Here is a 16,485-nt window from a genome sequence, read left to right as displayed (position 1 = left end):
GATGGGGTCGACGAACATCGCCGCGCCGGCCACCCACCCCCCGGCTTCGGTGCCGGAGCAGGAGGAACCAATGCCCAACCCGTTCGTGAAGCTGTGGAAGTACCTGACGGCGTCGGCCAATGCGCAGATCGACCAGCGGGCCGACCCCAAGATCCAGATCGCCCAGGCGATCGAGGCCGAGCAGCAGCGGCACCAGTCGCTGGCCAACCAGGCCGCCGCGGTCCTCGGCAACCAGCGCCAGCTGGAGATGCGACTGAACCGGCAGCTGGGTGAGGTCGAGAAGTTGCAGGCCTCGGCCCGCCAGGCGCTGGTCCTGGCCGACAAGCAGCGCGCCGGGGGCGACGCCGCCAAGGCGACCGAGTACGAGACCGCCGCGCAGGCGTTCGCCACCCAGCTGGTCGCGGCCGAGCAGTCGATGGAGGACCTCAAGCGCAGCCACGACGAGGCGCTCCAGGCCGCCGAGCAGGCGCGCGGCGCGGTCGAGCAGAGCCGCATGCGGCTGCAGACGACGCTGGCCGAGCGCACCAAGCTGATGAGCCAGCTCGAGCAGGCCAAGATGCAGGAGCACGTCGCGAGCTCGCTCAAGCAGGTCAACGAGCTCTCGGCACCCGGCAACACGCCGAGCCTGTCCGAGGTCCGCGACAAGATCGAGGCCCGCTACGCCAACGCCCTGGGGCAGGCCGAGCTGGCCCAGAACTCGGTCGAGGGCCGGATGCTCGAGGTCGAGAAGGCCACCCTCGACGTGGCCGGCGCCTCCCGGCTGGACGCGATCCGCGCCTCGATGAGTGGCGGAACCCAGGCCGTCGAGGGCAGCACGCCCGCCGCGGCCATCGAGCAGGGTGCGCCGTCGGCCGCGGAGCCGGCCAGCGAGCAGCAGGCGACGCAGCCGGCCGAGCGGCCCGGCCAGCAGGCCTGACCGTTCCACGCGTACGCCTCGCGGCGGTCTCCGGTTCCCGGAGGCCGCCGCGACGTGCGTGACGGGTCAGCCGGGCGTGGCCAGGGGGCGGGGCCGCCCCGGCTCGCCGGTACGGGCCAGCGGGTCGACGGGGGAGTCGGTGGCCTGGCAGCGGGGGCACCAGTAGGTCACCCGCGCCTGCAGCTCCGGCCCCTGCTCGCCCATGAGGATCGGTGATCCGCACCGCCGGCAGGGCTTGCCCTTCCGGCCGTACACCCAGTGGTCCTGGCCGCGGCGCAGGTTCCCGGTCGTGCTCTGCTCGGGATGGTCGCGGTTGGCGAGCATCAGGGTCCGTGCGCGGGTGACCAGCGGCTCGAGCTTCCCGTCGACGTCGGCCACCCGCGCCCAGGGGTGCACGCCGCAGAGGAACAGCGACTCGACCTTGTAGAGGTTGCCGGGCCCGGCGAGGTTCCGCTGGTCCAGGATCGCCACGCCGATCTGCTCGTCCGGATGGCTGCGCAGCCGTCGCAGCGCCTCCGCCAGATCCCAGTCCGGCCCCAGGACGTCGGGCCCGAGGTGGCCGACGAGCCGGTCCTCGTCGGCGGTGGGGACGATCTCGACGTCGTGCAGCCGGTAGCCGACGCACTCCCACTCGTCGGTGGCCAGGACGACGCGGACGTCGTAGGCAGGCCCGCCGCGCCACGTCGTCCCCGGCCGGTAGATGTGCCAGCTGCCGTCCATCCGGTAGTGCGTCCGGAGCGTGCGCTCGTCGGCCAGCCGGATGAGCATGTGCTTGCCGCGGGGCACGACCTCCCGGACGGTGGCACCGGCCAGGTCGAGCGCGGCCAGTTGCGACAGGCGGAACTCGCCGCGGCGCAGCGTGGCGCCGGCGAGCGCGGTGTTCATCCGCTTGGCGGCCAGCCAGACGGTGTCTCCCTCGGGCACCCACCCAGTGTCCCTGCCGGCCCGGGTTCGTGGGCAGCAGGGAACGAGCAGCCGACGGTCAGTGGTGCAGCCGAGGAGGGCCCGGTGGCCCCAGGCCGGCCAGCGCAACGCTCGCGGCGCCGGTGAGCAGCAGCAGGCCGAGCAGCGCGAGGACGAACAGCTGCGGTGTGACGGCGCCGACGACGAGCAGGCCGGTGCCGACGAGGAGCAGGAACGTGAGAAGAGTGCGCATGAGGTGATCCCCCTTGGGTGCGCCGGTACCTCCAGCGTCCCCGTCCGCGGCGGGCGGCGCACCGTTCCCTCCAGCTCTCCACGGGATCGTCATGATGTGACGGCTCCGGGGACGGCCACCCGTGGCAGCATCCCGGACGTGATCTCCGGGGTACCGACGGAGCCGGTACCCGTGCCGCCCGCCGTGGCCGGCCTGGCCGACGGCGCGCGGCTCGCGCCGGTCTGGCGGAACCAGCTGGGCGGCCTCACCTGGCAGCTGGGGGAGGGCCCGCAGCGGCGCTTCGTGAAGTGGGCGCCGGCCGGCAGCGCGCTGCCGATGGGGGAGGAGGCCGAGCGGCTGCGCTGGGCCGTGCGGTTCACGCCCGTCCCGGTCGTCCTCGCGCACGACCGGGACGACGACGGGGAGTGGCTGGTGACCTCGGGGCTCCCCGGTCGCAACGCCGTCGAACCGCGCTGGCTGGCCGACCCGCTGCCCGCCGTGCGTGCGATCGGTGCGGGTCTGCGGGCGCTGCACGACGCGCTCCCTGCGCCGGACTGCCCGTTCGACTGGTCCGCGTCCACGCGCGTCGCCGACGTGCAGCGCCGCGCCGACGTCCTGCGGCCGCGGCAGTGGTTCCCGGAGCACGCCGGTCTGACGGCGACCGAGGTGCTGGCCCGCCTGGCCGACGTCCCGGACGTCGACCTGCCGGTCGTGTGCCACGGTGATGCCTGCGCCCCGAACACCCTGCTCACCGACGACGGCGCGTGGTCCGGTCACGTCGATCTGGGGTCGCTGGGCGTCGCCGACCGGTGGGCCGACCTCGCGGTGGCCACCTGGAGCACGACCTGGAACTACGGGCCGGGGTGGGAGCGCCCGCTCCTGGAGGCCTACGGGGTGCATCCCGACCCGGAGCGCATGTCGTACTACCGGCTGCTCTGGGACGCCGCCCCCTGATCCGGGAGGGCGGCGTCAGCCGCGCAGCCGCAGCCCGCGCGGAGTGGCGCTGAATCCGGCCGCCTGGAGCGCGGCGGACAGCGGCGAGGCCTCGTGCACCGAGGCGCCGTCGGCCTTCTGCACGATCATCCGCCCCAGGGCCCCGGCGCTGACGGCGCCGGAGAGCGCCGTGGCCGCCTCCTTGAGCGTCTGCTCGTCCTCCGTCCAGGAGAGCAACGTCTTGCCACCGCGCTCGACGTAGAGGACCAGTTCGCCGTCGACCAGGACGACCAGCGCCCCCGCCTTGCGCCCGGCCCGGTGTCCGCTGGCCTTCCGGGTGGCGGCGGTGCCCTCGCCGAGGTCGACCGCGTCGACATCGGCGGCGGAGGGGCGCTCGGGCCACGGCAGCGCGGCCCCGTAGACGTTGGCCGGGTCGGTCGCGGCCAGGACGACGGCGCCCCCGGGCACCCGGTCCGGGGCGGCGAAGCTGCGCAGCCGGTCGACCGAGCCGGGAGTGCCGAACTGGGCCGCGCCGAGCGTCTCGACGAAGTACCCGCGGCGCGCGCGCCCGTTCTCCTCGAAGGCGCGCAGCACCGGGTAGACCGCCGGGAACCCGCCGGCCACCTGTTCGGCCATCACCGCGCCCCGGGTGAGCACGCCGTGCCGCTCGATCAGCGCCTCGGCCCGCGCGGTCGTCCGCCGGGTGGCGTTCGACTCGCGGTCGGGCAGCCGCGACCAGCGGCCCGCGACCGTGGGCGGCCCGGTGCGCGTGGGCATCGCCGGGCGGCCCAGCCGGGTGCGCCCGCCGCGCGAGCGGTCGAGGCGCGCCCGCGGAGGAGCGGGCGCCTTCTTGTGCGTGCCGCCCCCGCCCAGCCGGGTGCGCAGCGGCGCGAGGGTGTCGTTGGTGAGCGCGCCGGACCAGACGAGGTCCCACACCAGGTCGGCCAGCGCGGTGTCGTCGGTGGCGCCCAGCAGATCGGACAGCCCGCGGAAGAAGAGCGCCTGCCCACCGGCGAGCAGGTCGAGCAGCGGACCGCCGGCCTCCGGCGGCTCCAGCGGCTCGGGCAGCAGGAGCGGCGCCAGGTCGGCCGGGACGAGGCTGATCCACCCGTCCCCGCCCGGGAGGCCGCCGGCGCCGGCCCACAGCACCTCGCCGGCGCTGGTGAGCTCGTCGAGCATGGCGGGGGAGTAGTCGCGGACGCGGGTGGGGAGCACCAGCGACTCCAGTGCGCTGGCGGGGACCAGCGCGCCGGCCAGCTGCTCCACGACGGCCAGCACGCCGTCGGTGCCGCGCAGCCGCCCGCCGATGCCCTGCCAGGACGGCGTGAAACGGGCCAGCGTGCCGATCGGGACCGGCTCGACCTCCTGGCGCAGCTTGGCCAGGCTCCGGCGGCGGATCGAGCGCAGCACCTCGGCGTCGCACCACTCCTGGCCGGTCCCGCCGGGGCGGAACTCGCCGGCGACCAGCCGTCCGGTCGCGGTGAGCCGCTGCAGGGTCGCGGTCACCACCGCGACGCCCAGGCCGAGCCGGGCCGCCACCTCGGCCGGCTGGAACGGCCCGTGGGTTCGGGCGTAGCGGCCCACGAGGTCGCCCAGGGGATCGGCGACCGGCTCGGTGAAGACCTCCGGGACACCCACCGGCAGAGCGGTGCCGAGCGCGTCGCGGAGCCGGCCGGCGTCCTCGATGGCGACGTGCCGCTCCTCCCCGGCGATGCGCACCCGCAGGGCACGCCGGGCGTCGACGAGCTCGTCGAGCCACGCCTGCGGCACCCCGCGGGCGGCGGCTTCGGCGACGCTCAGGTCGCCGAGGCCGCGCAGCAGGTCCGAGGCGCCGTCCACGTCGCGGGGGTGCCGCTGCTCGGGCAGGCGCTGGAGCTCGGACTCGATCTCGGCCATCGCCTCGCCGTCGAGCAGCTCGCGCAGCTCGGTGCGGCCCAGCAGCTCGGCGAGCAGGCCGGTGTCGAGCGCCAGGGCCTGGGCGCGGCGCTCGGCCAGCGGCGCGTCGCCCTCGTACAGGAACTGACCGACGTACCCGAACAGCAGCGACTGGGCGAACGGCGACGCCGACTCGGTCTGCACGTCGACCACCCGCACGCGCCGGGAGCGGACGTCGCGCATCAGCTCGACCAGCCCGGGCACGTCGTAGACGTCCTGGAGCACCTCGCGCGCGGCCTCGAGGGTGATCGGGAAGGACGCGAACTCGCTCGCCACCGACAGCAGCTGGGCCGCGCGCTGGCGCTGCTGCCACAGCGGGGTGCGGCGGCGCGGATCGCGACGGGGGAGCAGCAGGGCGCGCGCGGCGCACTCGCGGAAGCGGCTGGCGAACAGCGCCGAGGTGCCGACCTCGGCGGTGACCTCGCGTTCGACGTCGTCGGGGTCGAGGACGGCGAGGTCGGCCTCCGGCGGTTCGCCCGTGGTGTCGGGCAGCCGGAGCACGATGCCGTCGTCGGAGTGCATGCTCGCCACGTCGACGCCGTAGCGCTCGCGCAGCCGGGCGGCGAGGACGAGGGCCCAGGGTGCGTTGACCTGCGCGCCGAAGGGGGAGTGGACGACCAGCCGCCAGTCGCCCAGCTCGTCGCGGAACCGCTCGACCAGGAGCGTGCGGTCGTCGGGGAGGTGGCCGGTGGCGGCCTTCTGCTCGGTCAGGTACGCGAGCAGGTTCGCCGCACCCCATTCGTCCAGGCCGGCGGCCCGTGCCCGGTCCAGCCCCGCCTCGGGGGTCGCCGTCCCGACCTCCCGGAGGAAGGCTCCCAGCGCCCGGCCCAGCTCGAGCGGCCGGCCGGGGGCGTCGCCGTGCCAGAACGGCATCTTGCCGGGCTGCCCGGGTGCGGGGGTGACCAGGACGCGGTCGTGGGTGATGTCCTCGATCCGCCACGAGGAGGACCCGAGGAGGAACACGTCGCCGACGCGCGACTCGTAGACCATCTCCTCGTCGAGCTCGCCGACCCGCCGCCCGCCGGTGCCCTCGGAGCCGACGAGGAAGACGCCGAAGAGCCCGCGGTCGGGGATGGTGCCGCCGCTGGTGACCGCCAGGCGCTGGGCGCCGGCCCGGGCGGTGAGGGTGTCGGTCACGCGGTCCCACGTGAGCCGTGGCCGCAGCTCGGCGAACGCGTCGGAGGGGTAGCGGCCGGCCAGCATGTCGAGCACGGCGTGCAGGGCGGAGTCGGGCAGCGAGCTGAACGCCGCCGACCGGCGCACCAGCGCGGCGACCTCGTCGACGGTGCGGGGGCGCTCGGAGACGATCGCGACGATCTGCTGGGCGAGGACGTCGAGCGGGTTGCGCAGGTAGCGGATCGACTCGATCGCGCCGGCTTTCATGCGCTCGGCGACCAGCGCGCACTGCACCAGGTCGCCGCGGTACTTCGGGAACAGCACGCCACGGCTGACGGCGCCGACCTGGTGACCGGCGCGGCCCACCCGCTGCAGGCCGGCCGCGACGGTGGGCGGTGACTCGACCTGGACGACGAGGTCGACCGCGCCCATGTCGATGCCGAGCTCGAGGCTCGAGGTGGCGACGACCGCGGGCAACCGCCCGGACTTCAGCGCCTCCTCGACGATCGCGCGCTGCTCCCGGGAGACCGAGCCGTGGTGTGCCGCGGCGACCGGCTGGAAGCCCTCCGGTGTCCCGCCGCCGGAGCCCGCCTGTGCCATCAGCGCGGCCGCATTGGTGCCCGGCGGCACGGGCTCCCCGCTGGCGCGTTCGTAGGCCAGCTCGTTGAGCCGGCTGGTGAGACGTTCGGCCAGCCGGCGGGAGTTGGCGAAGACGATGGTGCTGCGGTGCGCCTCGACGAGGTCGAGCACCCGCTCCTCGACCGCCGGCCAGATGGAGCTGCGCGGCTGGTTGCCGGCGGCGGAGCCCTCCAGCTCGCCGGTTGGTTGCCCCAGCTCGCTCATGTCCTCGACCGGGACCACGACGGAGAGGTCCCACTCCTTGGTCGACGGGGGTGCGACGACGCGCACCGGCCGGCCGCCGGTGAGGAAGGTCGAGACCTCCTCGATGGGGCGCACGGTCGCCGAGAGTCCGATCCGCTGGGCGGGCCGCTCCAGCAGCTCGTCGAGCCGGTCGAGCGTGACGGCGAGGTGGGCGCCGCGCTTGGTGTGCGCGACGGCGTGCACCTCGTCGAGGATCACCGTCTCGACCCCGCGCAGCGCCTCGCGGGCCGCGCTGGTCATCAGCAGGAAGAGCGACTCGGGCGTGGTGATGAGGATGTCGGTGGGCCGCTTGGCGAAGGCCCGCCGCTCGTCGGCCGGGGTGTCGCCGGAACGGATCCCGACCCGGATCTCCGGGCGCGGCAGCCCGAGCCGGGCCGCGGCCTGACCGATGCCGGCGAGCGGAGCGCGCAGGTTGCGTTCCACGTCGACGGCCAGCGCCTTGAGCGGCGAGACGTACAGCACCCGGCACCGCGACTGCTCGTCGACCGGAGGAGTGGCGGTGAGCCGGTCGAGGGACCACAGGAAGGCGGCCAGCGTCTTGCCGGAGCCCGTGGGGGCGACGACCAGCGCGTGTTCGCCGCTGCTGATCGCGTCCCAGGCACCCTCCTGGGCGGCCGTGGGCTGCTGGAAGGCGCCGGTGAACCACGCCCGGGCCGGCTCGGAGAACCGGTCGAGCGCCGAGGTGGAGGAGGTGCGGCGGGCCACGGGGCCAGTGTCCCCGCGGGGTACGACAGTTCGCCGGTCGGAGCGGCGACGAGCACCCGACCGGGCACCCCTGGGCGCCACGGGGGGACCGCGCCGGTGCGGCAGACTTCCGGCATGCGAACGGAGGCCGGTCCCGACGTGGCGGCGGTGCAGCGCCGGACCGTGCGGGTCCTGTCCGGCGGGGTGGCCCTCGCGGGACTGGGGGTGACCGTCGGGATCACGGCGGGCGGCCTGCTGGCGCGGGACGTCGCCGGCACCGACAGCGCGGCCGGGCTCGGGCAGACCGCCGGTGTGCTCGGCGCCGCCGTCCTCGCGGTCCCGCTCGCGCGGATCAGCGACAGGGCGGGGCGCCGTGCCGGGCTGTCCGTCGGCTACCTGCTCAGCGTCGTCGGCGCGGTCGTCACCGTCGTCGCGGCGGCCGCCTCCTCCCTGGTGCTGCTGCTGGTCGGGTTGTTCCTCTTCGGCTCGGCCACCGCCTGCGGGCTGCAGGCCCGGTACGCGGCGGCCGACCTGGCCACGCCCGAGCACCGCGGACGGGCCCTGTCGCTGGTGGTGTGGGCGACCACCGTGGGCTCCGTCCTCGGCCCCAACCTCGCCGCGCCCGGCGCCGACCTCGGCACCGCGCTGGGTCTGCCCGCGCTGGCCGGGGCGTTCGTCGTGTCGGCCGTCGTCTTCGCCGTGGTCGCCGTCGTCCTGCTGACCCTGCTCCGTCCCGACCCGCTGCTGCTCGCACGGCGGACCGGCGGTGGGACGGGGGCACCACCGCCGCGCACCGCGACCGGGACCGCGCTGCGGGCGGTCTGGGCCACGCCGTCGGGCCGGCTCGGGCTGGTGTCGGTCGTGGTCGCCCACTCGGTGATGGTCGGCGTCATGGTCATGACCCCCGTGCACATGGGCCACGCCGGGGGAGCGGAGGAGGCGGTGCTCCGCGTCGTCGGCCTGGTGATCAGCGTGCACGTCGCCGGCATGTACCTCTTCTCCCCGCTGGTCGGGATGCTGGCCGACCGGGTCGGCGCCCCCACGGTCGTCGCGCTGGGCGGCGCGCTGCTGCTCGTGGCGGCGGCGGTCGCCGGCACGGCCGACCCGTCCGAGTCCCTGCGGCTCGGGACCGGCCTGCTGTTCCTCGGGGTGGGGTGGTCGTGCGGTCTCATCGCGGGCTCGACGCTGGTGACCGGCGCCGTGGACGCCGACCTCCGGCCCACGGCCCAGGGCGGCACGGACCTGCTGATGGGCCTGGGGGCCGCACTGGCCGGCGTGGTGGGCGGCCCGTTGCTGGCGTGGGGCGGCTTCGGGCTGGTGAGCGCCGTGTCGGCCACGCTGGTCCTGCCGCTGGGCGTGGTCTGGGCGTCGGTCGCCCTCCGTGCTCAGCGGTCCCGGTAGTTGCGGATCAGCAGCACGATCGTCACCAGCAGGGCGCCCACGATGCCGATCTGCAGGACGACGTCGAGCGTCTCCGACCCGGTGCCCGGAACCATGGGCCGACCGTAGTGCGCGCGGGCGGCGGCGGGGGCGCCCCGCGGCGCGCTAGCGTCGAGGCGTGCGCCTGCAGGAGTTCTGGTCCCGTCTGGACGATCGGTTCGGTTCCATGCGTGCCCAGAGCGTGTCCCGGGACCACCTCTTCTCCGACCTCGGCGGGCGCAGCGCGGTCGAGGCCATCGACGCCGGCATCCCGGTGCGGAAGGTGTGGCTGGCCATCTGCGAGGCGTACGACGTGCCGCCGCGGGAGCGCTGAGCCGGCTCGTCGGGGCCGGTGTGACCGGTGGTCCACCGGTCGCCGGGTGCGGGCGTGTCGCCCTGGCAGTCGAACACCTGTTCGGCCTACAGTGGCGTCCACAGGCGATCGGGATGTCCACAATCCCGGTCGCGACCCGAGAACTGTCGGTGGCTCGTCCTAGCGTCGGTCCCGACCCGCTTCCCGCGAACCGAAGGTGACCACCATGGCGACACTCGACCGCGACAAGGCCCTCGACATGGCCCTCGCCCAGATCGACAAGCAGTTCGGCAAGGGCTCCGTCATGCGCCTGGGCGACAGCCCCGAGGTGGCCATGAAGGTCATCCCCACCGGCTCGATCGCCCTCGACATCGCGCTGGGCATCGGCGGGCTCCCGCGTGGCCGCGTCATCGAGGTCTACGGCCCGGAGTCCTCCGGTAAGACGACGGTCGCGCTGCACGCCGTGGCCAACGCGCAGGCCGCCGGCGGCATCGCCGCCTTCGTCGACGCCGAGCACGCGCTGGACCCCGAGTACGCCCGCGCCATCGGCGTGGACACCGACGCCCTGCTGGTCAGCCAGCCGGACACCGGTGAGCAGGCCCTCGAGATCGCCGACATGCTGATCCGCTCGGGCGCGCTCGACATCATCGTCATCGACTCGGTGGCCGCGCTCGTGCCTCGTGCCGAGATCGAGGGCGAGATGGGTGACAGCCACGTGGGTCTGCAGGCCCGGCTGATGAGCCAGGCGCTGCGCAAGATCACCGGTGCCTTGAGCAACTCGAACACCACGATGATCTTCATCAACCAGCTGCGCGAGAAGGTGGGCGTCGTCTACGGCTCGCCCGAGGTCACCACCGGTGGTCGTGCGCTGAAGTTCTACTCGTCGGTCCGCCTGGACGTCCGCCGCATCGAGACCCTGAAGCAGGGCACCGACGCCGTCGGCAGCCGCACCCGCATCAAGGTCGTCAAGAACAAGGTGGCCGCGCCGTTCAAGCAGGCCGAGCTCGACATCCTCTGGGGTCAGGGCTTCAGCCGCGAGGGCGGGCTCATCGACGTGGGCGTCGAGCAGGGCTTCGTGAAGAAGTCCGGCGCCTGGTACACGTACGAGGGCGACCAGCTCGGCCAGGGCAAGGAGAACGCCCGCAACTTCCTGAAGGACAACCCCGACCTCGCCGACGAGATCGAGAAGAAGATCAAGGAGAAGCTGGGCATCGGCCCGAGGCTGGACGCGCCGGCAGTCGACGCAGTCGACTTCTGAGCCGCTGGTGACCGACTCGGGCGCTCGCCGCCGCGGCTCCGGGAGCTCCTGGGGCACGCGGCGGCGGCCCACGGCAACCGCCAGCGGTGCTGACGGCGAGGACGGCTCGGGGGCCGGCCCGATGAAGGATCCCGAAGCCGTCGCCCGCGATCTCTGCCTGCGGGCGCTCACCGGCACTCCCAAGACCCGGCAGCAGCTGGCCGATCTCCTGGCCGATCGCGGGGTGCCCGAAGACGCCGCGGAGACCGTCCTGGACCGGCTCGGCGAGGTCGGACTCATCGACGACGAGGCCTTTGCCGAGGCGTGGGCGAGCTCCCGCCAGTCCGGTCGCGGCCTGGCCCGCCGGGCGCTCAAGGCCGAACTGCGCGCCAAGGGGGTCGACGACGAGGTCGCGGCCACCGCCGTGCTCGCGGTCGGCGACGACGACGAGCGGGAGACCGCCCGCCGGCTGGTGGAGCGCAAGCTGCCCAGCATGCGGCGGCTCGACCGCGCCACCGCGACCCGCCGACTGATGGGCATGCTGGCCCGCAAGGGCTACGGCGGGGGGCTGGCCGCCGGAGTGATCCGCGAGGCCCTGGACGCCGACGGCGCGGACGACGCCCCGGTCGCCGGGTTCGACGACCTGGACGAGGACGCCCTGCTGCCCTGATCGCCCGCTGCTCGGCCCGGCGTGCGTCAACCGTCGAACCGGAGAGGCCCAGAACCGACGTGGTTCTGGGCCTCTCCGGTTCAGTGGACGGAGCCGATCAGGTCGGGTCGGGGTCGTTCGGGCCCTGTCGCGGGCCAGCCGTGCCGCCGACCTCGCTGACCCCGGCGTAGGGCTCGTGCCGCTTGCCGGCGTGGGCCTCGTCCTGCAGGCGCTGGACCAGGTGCGGGTAGTGCGCCTCGAAGGCGGGGCGCTCGGAGCGGATGCGCGGGATCTCCACGAAGTTGTGCCGCGGCGGCGGGGAGGAGGTCGCCCACTCCAGGGAGTTGCCGTGGCCCCACGGGTCGTCGCGCAGGGCGAGCTTGCCGTACTTCCAGGACCGCACCACGTTGTACAGGAACGGGATGATCGAGGCGCCCAGCACGAAGCTGAAGATCGTCGAGATCATGTTCAGCGTGGTGAAGGTGTCGGTCGGCAGGTAGTCCACGTACCGGCGTGGCATGCCCTCGTTGCCCAGCCAGTGCTGGATGAGGAAGGTGCCGTGGAAGCCGATGAAGGTCATCCAGAACTGCAGCTTCCCGAGCCGCTCGTCCATCATCCGGCCGCACATCTTGGGGAACCAGAAGGCGATGCCGGCGTTCGCCGCGAACACCACGGTGCCGAAGACGACGTAGTGGAAGTGGGCGACCACGAAGTAGGAGTCGTGCACGTGCCAGTCGAGCGGCGGGGAGGCCAGCAGCACACCGGTGAGCCCGCCGAGGAGGAAGGTGACCATGAAGCCGATCGACCACAGCATGGGCGTCTCGAAGGTCATCTGACCCCGCCACATGGTGCCGATCCAGTTGAAGAACTTCAGCCCGGTCGGCACGGCGATCAGATACGTGAGGAAGGCGAAGAACGGCAGCAGCACCGCGCCGGTGGCGAACATGTGGTGCGCCCACACCGCCAGCGAGAGGAAGCCGATGGCCAGGGTCGCGCCGACCATGCCCTTGTAGCCGAACAGCGGCTTGCGGGCAAACACCGGGATGATCTCGGTGACGATGCCGAAGAACGGCAGCGCGATGATGTACACCTCGGGGTGGCCGAAGAACCAGAACAGGTGCTGCCACAGCATCGGCCCGCCGTTCTCCGCCGAGTAGATCAGCGAGCCCAGGTTGCGGTCGGCCAGCAGCCCGAACAGCGCCGCGGTCAGGATCGGGAACACCAGCAGCACGAGCAGGCTGGTGACCAGCGCGTTCCAGACGAAGATCGGCATCCGGAACATCGTCATCCCCGGCGCCCGCAGGCAGACGATCGTGGTGACGAAGTTGACGCCACCGAGGATCGTGCCCAGGCCGCTGACCGCCAGGCCGCCGATCCACAGGTTCGCGCCCACGCCCGGGGAGTGGGTGACGTCCGACAGCGGCGTGTAGGCCGTCCAGCCGAAGTCCGGCGCACCGCCGGGGGTCGCGAAGCTGGAGATCACGATCAGCGAACCGAAGAGGAACAGCCAGAACGACAGCGCGTTCAGCCGTGGGAACGCCACATCGGGCGCACCGATCTGCAGCGGCATGATCAGGTTGCCGAAGGCGAAGAACAGCGGCGTCGCGAACATCAGCAGCATCAGCGTGCCGTGCATCGTGAACAGCTGGTTGTACTGCTCCGGAGACAGGAACTGCAGCTCCGGACGACCCAGCTCAGCCCGGATCAGCATGGCCATCAGGCCACCGATGATGAAGAACGAGAACGAGGCGGTCAGGTACATCAGACCGATGGTCTTGTGGTCGGTCGTCCGCAGCAGGTTCGACAGCCGCGAACCCTTCGACGGGGCGACCGCGGCACCGGGCCGGCTGATGATCGGCCGCGGCGCGATGGCGGTCACGCCGTCACCCCGGCGCCCAGGCGGGTGCGCACCCGTCGGATCTCGATGAAGAACCCGGACATGATCGGCCCCCGGAGGTCGGTGACATGGTGCGGACGCCGCTGCGAACGGCTCCGGTCATCGTCGCCCATCGGCGCGAGTTAGGAAACCCGGGTCGGGCCGCCGCCTCCGGTGCGGTCAGGCCTCCGAGCGCCAGGCGCTGAGGTCGACAGCCACGCCGTCGGGTGCGTCGCCGTCGGCCACCAGCCAGGCGTCGTCCCGGACCTGCCCCGCGGCGAGCCAGCGGGTGATGTCGAGGTCGAACTCCGGCTGCCCGCCGTCCGAGGGCCTGCCGACGGGGCCGAGGAACGTCACGTCGGTCTCCTGCCCGTCCGCGGAGCGCAGCACCACGCGGCAGCGCGAGCGGCGGTGCCGGGCCGGGGGGACCGCCTCGCGCACGACGGCGGACTCGGCTCCCGCCGCGGCGGCGAACGCCGTCGCGGCTCCGCGGAGCCGCGCCACGAACCGCTGGGCGTCGTCGATGTGCTCGTCGGGATCGACGAGGGCGAGGGCGAGAGCGCTCGCGCTGGCTACCGTCTCGAGGGGCATCGCACCGTCGATGGCGGTGCGCGGAACGGGGGGCAGGCTGCGGCGCCGACCGGCGTGGATGGTCTCCATGGTGACGGACAGTCTCGCCACGCCGACGAGGCCGCACCGGGAGGGCGCGCCGACCGCGGGACGTGTGGGGCGGACGGGTCGGGATGCGGGCCCGGTGCGCCCGCCAGGCGCCGGTCCGGTCAGGCCGCGAGGGGGAGCGACACGTCGTCGGCAGGCGCCTCGACCGCCTCCTGCGCTCGCACCCGGGCCGCCGAGGCCGCCGCGAGCACCACGCCGGCGCCCACGCACAGGACCAGCACGCCGGCGACGACGTCCAGCAGGTAGTGGTTGCCCGACCCCAGGACGACGAAGAACGTGCTGATCGGGTAGACCGCGCCGACGAGGCGGATCCAGGTGCGGCGGGCGAGCAGCACCAGCACCAGCCCGCACCAGGCGGCCCAGGCGCAGTGCAGCGAGGGCATGGCGGCGAACTGGTTGGAGATCGCGTCGGAGCCTGGCGTCCCGGACTGCGGCCACCAGCCCCACGTCGACGTCTGGCTCATCACGTCGGCGAAGCCCTCGTCGGGGAGCAACCGCGGGGGAGCCGTGGGCAGCCAGTAGAAGCCGATCAGCGCGAGCGCCGTGGTGATCATGAGGACGCTGCTCGCCACCCGGTAACGGGTGGGCCTCCGGAAGAACAGCCAGACGAGGACCGCCGGGGTGACGAGGAAGTGCAGCGTGGCGTAGTGCAGGGCCACGGCGACGGCAGCGACGTCGGTGCGCTGCACCCAGTCGTTGAGCCCCCGCTCGAGCGCCAGCCCCCAGCCGTCCTGCAGGGCCAGGATCTCCCGGCCGTTGGCGCGCGCACGTACGGCGACGTCCCCGACGCTGTTGCGCACCAGCGAGTACGCCGCGTACAGGACGCCGATGGTCGCGAACTCCGCCCACCACCAGCGGGGACGCTCGAACGCGAGCCAACCCGCGGCGTGGCCGTCCGCCGACGTCTCGGCGGGCGCACCGCTGGGCGCCAGGGTTGCGGTCACGTCCCACCCATCTCGTCGGCGAAGCCTCGCCTCTTCTCCATCGGAGGCCCGGCCACGGTTCTTGACCGCAGGGCGACGATCCACCCTTGCGTCCCGGCGGTCCAGACGGTCAGGCGCCCCCGCCGACGGGTGCGGCTCCGGGCGCGAGGCCCGCGGTCTCGGCAGGCCCGGCCGTCGAGCGACCCGCCCGTGCCTGGCGTCGTTCGATGTACTGGGCCAGGCGACCGAGGCAGTAGTTCATGGCGATGTAGATCAGCGCGATGACGAAGAAGGTCTGGATCGGGTTGCCCAGGTTGCGCTGGATGCTCTCGCCCTGGCTGAGCAGCTCGTCGTAGTTCGCGATGAAGGTGACCAGCGAGGTGTCCTTCAGGACGACGATCAACTGGCTGATGATCGCCGGCAGCATGGTGCGGAACGCCTGCGGGAGCAGCACGATGCGCATCGTCTGCCAGTTGGTGAGCCCGTTCGCCAGCGCGGCCTCCCGCTGACCCCGGGGCAGCGAGGCGACGCCGGCGCGGACGATCTCGGCGAAGATCACCATGTTGTAGACGGTGAGGCCGATGACCAGGCCCCACAGCACCTGGCCGCCGGGCAGCCCGCTGAGGTCGACGCCCACGTCGGGCAGCACCCGGACGCCGATGAACACGAGGACGACCACGGGCAGGCCGCGGAAGATCTCGACGAGGCCGATGAGCGGGATGCGCCCGACGCGGCCCAGCGAGAGGCGGGCCACCGCGATCAGCGTGCCGAGCACGACCGACAGCACCATGGCCAGCGCCGCGGCCGTGAGCGTGTTGACGATGCCCTCGCGGATCAGCCGCCAGACGGCGTCGAAGTTCTCGTCGCCCGGATCGATGAGGGGGCCCCACTTCTCCATGGAGAACTGGTCCTGGTCGGCCAGCCGCCGGACGACCACGTAGGCCAGCCCGAGGAGCACCAGCACGGCGACGACCGTGCCGATCAGGCTCCGCCGGCGGGCCTTGGGCCCCTGGGCGTCGTAGAGGACGGCCTGCTCCTGCTGGCTCATCGGGCGATCGCCACCTTCCGCTCGAGGAGCTGCAGCAGCGCGCCCGCCGTGAGCGTGATGATCAGGTAGCCGACCGCCACGCCGCCGACGTAGATCGGGAAGGTCGCGTAGCCCTGGGCGCTGGTGAGCGACGCCCCGGTGCTCCACAGGTCACCGCCCACGCCGAAGGCGCCCACGACCGCCGAGTTCTTCATCATGGCGATCAGCACGCTCCCCAGCGGCGGGACGACGGTGCGCAGCGCCTGGGGGAGGACGACGAAGCGCAGCCCCTGACTGAAGTTCAGCCCGATGGAGCGGGCGGCCTCTGCCTGCCCGGCGGGCACGGAGTTGATGCCCGAGCGCACCGCCTCGCAGACGAACGCCGAGGTGTAGAGCACCAGGCCCAGCACGCCGAAGAAGAAGAACGACCGGTTGATCCCGAGCTCGGGGAAGCCGAACGCGCAGAAGAACAGCACCACCGTCAGCGGGGTGTTGCGGAAGGTGGTCACCCAGAAGGTCCCGAACGCCCGAAGCGGCGGGATGGGAGAGACGCGGCACGCGGCGATGAGCACGCCGAGGGGCAGGGCGCCCGCCAGTGCGAACAGGATGATCTTGAGCGAGGTCAGGAAACCGTCGACGAAGAGATCGATGTTGTCGAAGACAGGACTCACGGGCTCTCCTCCGGCGCCGGCGCTCTCGGATCAGGACGGGGTCCCGCGGCCGGCCGGCACGGATGGCCGGCCGGCCGCGGGGCGATCAGAC

The 16,485-nt window shown here is 73.4% G+C and carries 15 protein-coding genes; 6 read left to right on the top strand and 9 right to left on the bottom strand.

Annotated elements, in window-relative coordinates; genetic code table 11:
- Window positions 1-70: 70 nt before the first annotated feature.
- Window positions 71-916 (top strand): PspA/IM30 family protein, encoded by an 846-nt coding sequence (locus tag CRP29_RS15575; protein WP_097195955.1) that lies wholly within the window; start codon window positions 71-73, stop codon window positions 914-916.
- A 66-nt stretch (window positions 917-982) separates the two neighbouring features.
- Here the strand turns inward: CRP29_RS15575 and CRP29_RS15570 are convergent, their stop codons facing one another.
- Window positions 983-1,840, bottom strand: coding sequence for a DNA-formamidopyrimidine glycosylase family protein (locus CRP29_RS15570; protein ID WP_097195954.1), 858 nt, complete (start codon window positions 1,838-1,840; stop codon window positions 983-985).
- Between the two features lie 58 nt (window positions 1,841-1,898).
- Window positions 1,899-2,072, bottom strand: a complete 174-nt coding sequence (locus tag CRP29_RS22850; RefSeq protein WP_176522997.1) for a hypothetical protein — start codon at window positions 2,070-2,072, stop codon at window positions 1,899-1,901.
- Window positions 2,073-2,210: 138 nt separating this feature from the next.
- On the opposite strand from CRP29_RS22850, the gene CRP29_RS15565 reads away from it, so the two are divergent.
- A complete protein-coding gene (locus CRP29_RS15565) occupies window positions 2,211-3,005 on the top strand; it encodes an aminoglycoside 3'-phosphotransferase (protein ID WP_217991618.1) in 795 nt (264 codons plus the stop codon).
- Window positions 3,006-3,020: 15 nt separating this feature from the next.
- On the opposite strand, the gene CRP29_RS15560 is transcribed toward CRP29_RS15565, so the two are convergent.
- A complete protein-coding gene (locus CRP29_RS15560; RefSeq protein ID WP_097195952.1) occupies window positions 3,021-7,622 on the bottom strand; it encodes an ATP-dependent helicase in 4,602 nt (1,533 codons plus the stop codon).
- Between the two features lie 114 nt (window positions 7,623-7,736).
- Here CRP29_RS15560 and CRP29_RS15555 point away from each other — a divergent pair, with 114 nt between their 5' ends.
- The 4 genes from CRP29_RS15555 to CRP29_RS15540 all read left to right on the top strand — a co-directional run bounded on the left by CRP29_RS15555 (window position 7,737) and on the right by CRP29_RS15540 (window position 11,240).
- Window positions 7,737-9,002, top strand: coding sequence for an MFS transporter (locus CRP29_RS15555; RefSeq protein WP_097195951.1), 1,266 nt, complete (start codon window positions 7,737-7,739; stop codon window positions 9,000-9,002).
- A 157-nt stretch (window positions 9,003-9,159) separates the two neighbouring features.
- Window positions 9,160-9,354 carry a DUF3046 domain-containing protein gene (locus tag CRP29_RS15550; protein WP_097195950.1) on the top strand — a complete coding sequence of 65 codons (195 nt, stop codon included), beginning with the start codon at window positions 9,160-9,162 and terminating at the stop codon, window positions 9,352-9,354.
- Between the two features lie 205 nt (window positions 9,355-9,559).
- On the top strand, window positions 9,560-10,591 hold the full coding sequence (recA, locus tag CRP29_RS15545; protein WP_091991062.1) for a recombinase RecA: 1,032 nt from the start codon (window positions 9,560-9,562) through the stop codon (window positions 10,589-10,591).
- Window positions 10,592-10,712: 121 nt separating this feature from the next.
- On the top strand, window positions 10,713-11,240 hold the full coding sequence (locus CRP29_RS15540; RefSeq protein WP_097195949.1) for a regulatory protein RecX: 528 nt from the start codon (window positions 10,713-10,715) through the stop codon (window positions 11,238-11,240).
- Window positions 11,241-11,337: 97 nt separating this feature from the next.
- On the opposite strand, the gene ctaD is transcribed toward CRP29_RS15540, so the two are convergent.
- The 6 genes from ctaD to CRP29_RS15515 all read right to left on the bottom strand — a co-directional run bounded on the left by ctaD (window position 11,338) and on the right by CRP29_RS15515 (window position 16,394).
- Window positions 11,338-13,098 carry an aa3-type cytochrome oxidase subunit I gene (gene ctaD, locus CRP29_RS15535; RefSeq protein ID WP_097195948.1) on the bottom strand — a complete coding sequence of 587 codons (1,761 nt, stop codon included), beginning with the start codon at window positions 13,096-13,098 and terminating at the stop codon, window positions 11,338-11,340.
- Entirely contained in the window at window positions 13,095-13,229 is a 135-nt protein-coding gene (locus tag CRP29_RS23610) for a hypothetical protein (protein ID WP_281256809.1), read from the bottom strand. The genes ctaD and CRP29_RS23610 overlap by 4 nt, the downstream gene beginning before the upstream one ends.
- Window positions 13,230-13,275: 46 nt before the next feature.
- The gene (locus CRP29_RS15530; protein WP_097195947.1) at window positions 13,276-13,776 is read right to left on the bottom strand and encodes a hypothetical protein; all 501 of its coding nucleotides are present in this window, start codon (window positions 13,774-13,776) and stop codon (window positions 13,276-13,278) included.
- Window positions 13,777-13,874: 98 nt separating this feature from the next.
- A complete protein-coding gene (locus CRP29_RS15525) occupies window positions 13,875-14,717 on the bottom strand; it encodes a phosphatase PAP2 family protein (RefSeq protein WP_176522996.1) in 843 nt (280 codons plus the stop codon).
- A 109-nt stretch (window positions 14,718-14,826) separates the two neighbouring features.
- A complete protein-coding gene (locus CRP29_RS15520; protein WP_097195945.1) occupies window positions 14,827-15,744 on the bottom strand; it encodes an amino acid ABC transporter permease in 918 nt (305 codons plus the stop codon).
- The gene (locus tag CRP29_RS15515; RefSeq protein ID WP_097195944.1) at window positions 15,741-16,394 is read right to left on the bottom strand and encodes an amino acid ABC transporter permease; all 654 of its coding nucleotides are present in this window, start codon (window positions 16,392-16,394) and stop codon (window positions 15,741-15,743) included. The genes CRP29_RS15520 and CRP29_RS15515 overlap by 4 nt, the downstream gene beginning before the upstream one ends.
- Window positions 16,395-16,485 lie beyond the last annotated feature (91 nt).

Origin of the sequence: Blastococcus aggregatus (assembly GCF_900221005.1) — a bacterium.
In the GTDB taxonomy this organism is placed as follows: domain Bacteria; phylum Actinomycetota; class Actinomycetes; order Mycobacteriales; family Geodermatophilaceae; genus Blastococcus; species Blastococcus aggregatus.
This window is presented reverse-complemented; position numbering and strand designations above follow the sequence as displayed.

Coding starts and splice junctions, on each gene's coding strand:
- CRP29_RS22850 (WP_176522997.1), bottom strand. CDS start 2,072: ATGCGCACTCTTCTCACGTTCCTGCTCCTCGTCGGCACCGGCCTGCTC.
- CRP29_RS23610 (WP_281256809.1), bottom strand. CDS start 13,229: ATGGGCGACGATGACCGGAGCCGTTCGCAGCGGCGTCCGCACCATGTC.
- CRP29_RS15540 (WP_097195949.1), top strand. CDS start 10,713: ATGAAGGATCCCGAAGCCGTCGCCCGCGATCTCTGCCTGCGGGCGCTC.
- CRP29_RS15555 (WP_097195951.1), top strand. CDS start 7,737: ATGCGAACGGAGGCCGGTCCCGACGTGGCGGCGGTGCAGCGCCGGACC.
- CRP29_RS15520 (WP_097195945.1), bottom strand. CDS start 15,744: ATGAGCCAGCAGGAGCAGGCCGTCCTCTACGACGCCCAGGGGCCCAAG.
- recA (WP_091991062.1), top strand. CDS start 9,560: ATGGCGACACTCGACCGCGACAAGGCCCTCGACATGGCCCTCGCCCAG.
- CRP29_RS15575 (WP_097195955.1), top strand. CDS start 71: ATGCCCAACCCGTTCGTGAAGCTGTGGAAGTACCTGACGGCGTCGGCC.